Here is a 6,621-nt window from a genome sequence, read left to right as displayed (position 1 = left end):
GCTTTGCCGCGGCCGACGTTTTCGGCTGGCCGCGGCAAAGCGCAGCGAAAGGGCCCGCCGCAGGCGAACCACGCGCAACCCCCACGGCGGGCCAGCCAAAAACGTGGGCAGCCAGCCAAGCGCAGCTAGTCGCGTTTGCAGATCCGGTCCAGCAAGTTCGCCGTTGCGCGTTGGATGCGTTGGTCGACGTGGCCGGGGCGGTCCAGGGCCGGGGACCAGGCGAAGGTGCCGGAGGCGAAGACCAGGGCGCCGCTGGGGGCGCGGTAGAGGGAGGTCTCCTGGTGGCGGCGGGTGCCTTCGCTGTCGCGGTACGGGGAGTGGGCGAGCAGGATGCGGCGGGTGTGGTCGGGGAGGCTGGTGCGGGGGAAGTAGCGGTCGGCTTCGCCGGCGACGAGGCCGGGGAGTTCGTCGCCTTCGTGGGCGCCGGTGGCCTCCCACAGCCAGTGGTCGCCGTTGCGGACGACCATGGGGGCCGGCTCGGGGACCCGTCCCGCGTACTGGATGCCCATCAGGCGCTGCTCGGGGTTGCCGATCTCGCGCCAGAGGGCGGGGCGGCCGGGGCCCTGGCGTTTGCGGCAGTTGAGGAGGGAGTCCGGGCCCGACGGCGAGGGGGAGAGTTCGACCTGCCAGTACATGGTGTTGGCGGAGAGGAAGACGAGGGAGGTGCCGGTGTCCCGGGCGAGTTCGACCGTGCGGCGCATGGGTACCGACCAGTATTCGTCGTGGCCGGGGAAGACCAGGCCCCGGTAGCGGGACGGGTCGACGCGGCCGGCGTGCAGATCGCGGGCGTCGGCGTAGGCGAGGTCGTAGCCGTAGCGCTCGGCCCAGCGGATGAAGTCGTAGGCGTGGCCGACATGGAGGGGCAGGCCGGCGCCGGCGTAGGGGCGGTCGAAGGAGACGGTGGTGGCGGCGTCCTGTTCGCCGAGCAGGGCGCCCTTTTCGTCCCAGGCGTGGTAGAGGCTGGCGCCGGTGCGGCCGTCCTCCGGGTAGAGGTTGTAGGCCTGCCAGGTGATGTCGGGCAGCAGCAGGAGCAGGTCGGCGGGGTGGTCGTCGCGGACCGTGAAGGGGATGTGGGAGCGGTAGCCGTCGGCGGTGGTCAGGACGGCGACGTAGGCGCCGAGGTTCCAGTACGTGGGGACCTGGAGGCGCCAGGACAGCCACCAGTGGTGGCAGGAGACGGTGCGGTCGACGGTCAGCGGGGGCGGCTGGACGATGCCGGCCAGCCGTGGGCTGGTGGTGATCTTCGCCGCGCCGGTGCCCGCGTAGTGGCCGATGCGGTAGACGTCGATGCTGAAGGGCTGCGGCGGGTCGACCGAGACCCGGAAGTCGATCGCCTCTCCGGGGGCCACCGCGCCGGTGCCGGCGAAGCCCTTGATCTGGCGGTGGACGTCGTCGGCGCTGCGGGGTCCGTTGTGCTTGCGGGGGGCGGGCAGCCGCAGATCCCCCTGGGCGACGGCGGGGTCGACGTACCAGGGAATGATCTGGCCGGAGTCGAAGTAGCTCTCGCTGCCACGCAGCCAGGGCAGTGGCCCCTGCCCGAACGGGTCCGTGACCGCGTGCGCGAGGGCGCCCGATTCCCATCGCCTGATCTGTTCCGTCGCCACCTTCCACTCCCCTCCCGCGTCCCCCATCGGCCCCGGCCGATCGGGCCGGTGTCACGTCCGGCTGAGCGGACCCGGCCTCCCCCAGCACATCACATTACGCACTCGCTTCGTCACCCTTCGTCGTGAATTTAGATGCCACCGCCCCGAAGTACGAACTGAAAGGGAACATTCAGCCGGTGGTCCGAACCGTCGCGGGTGACGGGTCCGTTCTTCTGTTCGCCGACCGGAGCGGCCACGGGGGCGCGGCCGGGCGCGGGCCCCGGCGCACGCTGCGGTCCGCTGCCCGGGTCATACCAGCCGGACCGGCTTTTCGGGGCGTACGCCGACCGTCGTCAGCCAGCCGCGGAGCGGTTCCGCGTCACCGTCGTCGACCAGGCTGAGCACCGGGCGGCCCAGGTCGGCCCGGCGGGCACCGTCGACCAGCAGCGCCGGGCCGTCGAGCCAGTCGAGGCCGGGGGCGGCGCCGGCGGTGTCGACGGCGGCGCAGCAGACCATGGCCGTGACGTGGTCGGCGAGCAGCTCGCGGCCCGTGCGGGGCGGCTGCAGCGGGAACAGCGGAAGGCCGCCCTCCACCAGACCGTCGCCCCAGGCCACGCCCGCCGCGGCGTCCTGCGCCGAGCTGCCGCGGGCGGCCTGACGAGCCGCCTCCTCGCGCTCCTCGCGCTCGACCTCCGCGCCCAGCCGGGCGGCGACGAGGTCACCCGCGCCCTCGTCATGGGCGAGCCGGTCGATGACCCTGGCCAGGGTCGGGCCCGCGGGCGGCGCGGCGGGCCCCTCAGTGCCGCGGTCGGCGGGGGTGGCCGCCGGGCTTGTGGGACGGCCGTCGGCGGGGTGCTGGTCCGGCCGGTCCGCGGGGCGGTGGCCTGCCCGGCCGCGGGCCGGGGTGCTGGCGTACGACAGGGTGGGGGCGGCGGGGGGCGGCTCCGGGGCCGTCGGGAGGGGCGCGGTCGGCAGCTCGTCGAGGACGCGGTGCAGGCGGGCGGCCTCCAGGCGCCACTTCCGGTCCACGACCTCTTCCGGGTACTGCTGCCAGCCGACCGGTGACCAGTCGGGTCCCGGCTCGGCCGGGCCGCCGTGGAAGAGGCGGGCGGCCAGCAGGGAGGCGGCGCGGTCGATGGCGCCCGGCTCCTCCAGGAGGTCGCAGGCGGGGCGCTCGCCCAGACGGGAGGCGAAGCCGTCGGCGAGGCGGTCGCGGCGGGAGAGCTCGGTGAGCGCGGAGACCACGCCGGCGTCGAGCCGGGACGGCCAGCGGCCCATTCGCCAGGCGGGCAGCGCCACCCGGGTCAGCAGCCGGTCCCAGCCCGCGTACGCGAGGCCGACCTGCTCCTGGGCGACGATCCGCAGGCCGTAGTCGACGGTCTGGGCGCGCTCGGAGGCGGCCGCCGCGACGGCCCGCTCCATGATCGTGGCGTGCTCGCGGCAGGCCCGCAGCAGCAGCCGTGCCACCCGGCCGACGAAGCGGAGCGCCGGCCCCCGCAACGGGCCCTCGGCGTGGGCGGCGACCGCGACGGCGGCGTCCAGGCCTCGGATGAAGCGGCGGGCGGCGGCTATGTCGGGGTGGGCCGACGGGCCGGTGCCGGCGACGACGGGCGCGAGCAGGGCGCGCAGCTCGGCGACCCGCATCCACCACAGGAACGGCGAGCCGATGACCAGGACCGGGGCCTCGGGCGCCCGGCGGGCCTCGGCCGCGGGCCGGTCACCGCCCTCCGGCGGGCCGTGGGCGCGGTGCGTACGGTCCTCCAGCCAGCTGTCGCAGTCCGGGGTGAGCGCTATGGCGGACGGCGCGGGGACCTCCAGGCGGTCGGCGAGGTCGCGGACCAGGCGGTAGAGGTCGGGCGCCGACTTCTCGGAGATCGGGACGGAGGGGCTCAGCGCCGGCCGGGCGCGCACGACGACGGCCGTGACCAGCGCCGCGAGGAGCAGGCTGAGCACCGCGACGCCGCTGACGATCCAGCGGGCGAGGTCCCAGCCGCCGCCCGCGCCGAGATGGCCGCTCACCCGGCCGGCGAACAGCACCACCGCCGCGGCTGCGGGCAGCAGCGCCACGGCCAGGGCCGCGCCGCGGACCCGCAGCACCGCAAGGGCGCGGGCACGCGCCGCCAGGACGCCTGTTTCCGGACTTGCCACGAGCCTGTACACCCCCTGCTGTCCTGATGGAGCCGGACGGAGAGAACACGGGACGGACGTCTTCGAACATTGCGCGTTGTGGTGCGAGCGAGCTCGCTCACCACCACTGTGGCACTGGCCACTGACATCGCAATGCCGGTGAGCCACTTGCCGGACGCCGCCGCGGCAACCGGGCCGTATCGGGCCACGGAAACTGCAGGACGCCTGCGCGGCACCCTAGTTGGGGGTGTACGTCTCGTCAGCCGGAATCTGGTGTGGTCACTCGATGGAATGGCTTTGGGTAAAGCCGGGAACCGGCAGCGGGGTGGTGTGGGCCGTGGGCGCGGCGCGCGGCCGGGCCGCCGGCGCGCCCCCGTACGCCCTATGCGCCCGGGGCCTGTGCCGCCTCGTCCGCGACCTTGGCGGCGATGTCCGTACGGTGCTGGGAGCCGTCCAGGGAGATCCGGCCCACGGCGCGGTAGGCGCGCTGGCGGGCGGTGGTGAGGTCGGCGCCGGTGGCGGTGACCGACAGCACCCGGCCGCCCGCGCTGAGCACCGCGCCGGAGCCGTCGCGCTTCGTGCCGGCGTGCAGGACGTACGCGTCGGGGGCGTCCTGCTCGGCGACCTCGGCCAGCCCCTCGATGGCATCGCCGGTGCGCGGGGTGCCCGGGTAGTTGTGGGAGGCGATGACGACCGTCACGGCCGCGTCGTCGCTCCAGCGCAGCGGCGGGAGCGCGGCCAGGTTGCCGGTCGCGGCGGCGCGCAGCAGACCGCCGAGCGGGGTCTGGAGGCGGGCGAGCACGACCTGGGTCTCCGGGTCGCCGAAGCGGGCGTTGAACTCGATCACCCGCACCCCGCGGGAGGTGATCGCCAGGCCCGCGTAGAGCAGCCCGGAGAACGGGGTGCCGCGGCGGCGCAGCTCGTCGACGGTGGGCTGCAGGACCGTGGCCAGCACCTCGTCGACCAGCTTGGGGTCGGCCCAGGGCAGCGGGCTGTACGCGCCCATGCCGCCGGTGTTGGGGCCCTGATCGCCGTCGTAGGCGCGCTTGAAGTCCTGCGCGGGCTGGAGCGGGACGACGCTCTCGCCGTCGGTGACCGCGAAGAGCGAGACCTCGGGGCCGTCGAGGAACTCCTCGATGACGACGCGGTCGCAGGCCAGCGCATGGGCGCGGGCGGCCTCGACGTCGTCGGTGACCACGACGCCCTTGCCGGCGGCCAGGCCGTCGTCCTTGACGACGTACGGCGCCCCGAAGGCGTCCAGCGCCTCGTCGATCTCCTGCGGGGTGGTGCAGACGTAGCTGCGGGCGGTGGGGACGGCCGCGGCGGCCATCACGTCCTTGGCGAAGGCCTTGGACCCCTCCAGCTGGGCGGCCTGGGCCGAGGGGCCGAAGACCGGGATGCCGCGGTCGCGTACGGCGTCCGCGACGCCCGCCACCAGCGGGGCCTCAGGTCCGACGACGACCAGGTCGGCCTCCAGGCCGGCGGCGAGTTCGGCGACGGCCTGGCCGTCGAGGGCGTTGACCCCGTGCAGTTCGGCCACCTCGGCGATGCCGGCGTTGCCGGGAGCGCAGTGCAGCGCGGTGACGTCGGGGTCGAGGGACAGAGAGCGGCACAGGGCGTGTTCGCGGGCGCCGCCGCCGATGACGAGGACCTTCACGGTGGCAGCCTAGACGAACGCACCAGAAGGCCGGACGTCGGCCTTACCGCGATCGCACAAGCGCGGCACGGCGGCCGGAAACCGACGGAAACCGTCCGCGGCCGCGGCGGCAACTCTTTCGGGTGAGATCCCCGGTGTCCCTATACCCGACGTCGCACCACTTCTGGGCGGAAATAGCGTGATCTTGCGGCTGGTGCCAGCCGTTCGGCGGTAGGAAGGGGCTGTGCGCGACGGCCGTCACGTATGTCACGCGTGCACCGCACAGGTCACGCGCGCACCGCACGTTCCCGCGGAGCGCACGTTCCCGCGGAGCGCAGCAGAGAGCGTAGAGAGGGAGTGCACGGGTGAGTCAGCCGGAGATGCAGCCCGAGGGGCCCCCTCGGGAGGACGGCCGCTCCCCTCGGTGGTACGGGAGCCGCGGCCGGCGGGACCTCACCGGGCGGGCCTTTCCGTCCGGCGACTGGGGCGAGCCGGGCGGCCGGCTGGAGGCGCTCTACCTATGGACCGAGGAGGGCGCGCTGCGCGCCGCCGACTGGTATCTGCACGACCGGCTGGCCAAGCGCCGCGGCGCGCGGGTGCTGCGGCTGGGGGCCGCGGCCGGGGTGACGGTGGGCGGGACGCTGCCGCTGCTGGATCTGGCCGGGGTGTGGCGGGGCGGGGCGCCCTGGGGCTGTCTGTCGCTGCTGCTGGCGGCGGTGTGCGTGGCCTGCGACCGGTACTTCGGGGTGACGGTCGGCTGGATGCGGGATCTGGCGACCGCCCAGGCGATCCACCGGCGGCTGGAGGCGCTCCAGTTCGACTGGGCGTCGGAGGGCGTACGCGAGGTGCTCGGGCCGACGGAGGGCACGGCGAGCGAGGCGGCGGAGCGGTGCCTGGGCGTGCTGCGGCGGTTCAACGAGGACCTCGGTGAGCTGGTGCGGACGGAGACGGCCGACTGGATGGCGGAGTTCCGGGCCGGTCCGGTGCCGCAGGCCGCGCAGGCGATGGTGCCGTGGGCGGCGCGGCCGGAGGGGGCCGGGCCGCCGGGGCGGTTTGCGGTGCCGCATCGTGCGCGGCCGAACATGCCGCGGCAGCGGCCGCCGGAGGCGCCGCGCTGACGCTGCGCTTTGCCTGCTGCCCACGTTTTCGGCTGGCCCGCCGTGGGGGTTTGTCGCCGTTGTCGCGCCGCGGCCGTACGCCCGGGCCCGAGTGCTGCTGTTTCCGCATGGCGGCGGCAGCGCGAGCTACTACCGGCCCTGGGCCGCGGCGGCACCC

Annotated in this window: 4 protein-coding genes; 1 reads left to right on the top strand and 3 read right to left on the bottom strand. The window is 75.0% G+C overall.

From position 1 onward, the window contains the following. Nucleotides 1-125: 125 nt before the first annotated feature. From ACWD6P_RS36605 to purD, 3 genes are all read right to left on the bottom strand, one after another. Nucleotides 126-1,604, bottom strand: coding sequence for a N,N-dimethylformamidase beta subunit family domain-containing protein (locus tag ACWD6P_RS36605; RefSeq protein ID WP_451448540.1), 1,479 nt, complete (start codon nt 1,602-1,604; stop codon nt 126-128). A 288-nt stretch (nt 1,605-1,892) separates the two neighbouring features. Further along, a complete protein-coding gene (locus ACWD6P_RS36600) occupies nt 1,893-3,731 on the bottom strand; it encodes a hypothetical protein (RefSeq protein ID WP_451448539.1) in 1,839 nt (612 codons plus the stop codon). 361 nt (nt 3,732-4,092) lie between these two features. After that, nucleotides 4,093-5,367, bottom strand: a complete 1,275-nt coding sequence (purD, locus tag ACWD6P_RS36595) for a phosphoribosylamine--glycine ligase (protein ID WP_451448538.1) — start codon at nt 5,365-5,367, stop codon at nt 4,093-4,095. A 344-nt stretch (nt 5,368-5,711) separates the two neighbouring features. Between purD and ACWD6P_RS36590 the strand changes: the two genes are divergently transcribed. After that, nucleotides 5,712-6,464, top strand: a complete 753-nt coding sequence (locus tag ACWD6P_RS36590; protein WP_451448537.1) for an SLATT domain-containing protein — start codon at nt 5,712-5,714, stop codon at nt 6,462-6,464. Nucleotides 6,465-6,621 lie beyond the last annotated feature (157 nt).

This window comes from Streptomyces sp. NPDC002446, from assembly GCF_053595675.1.
The sequence above is the reverse complement of the archived record's forward strand: the minus strand, read 5'-3'. Positions and strand labels throughout refer to the sequence as shown.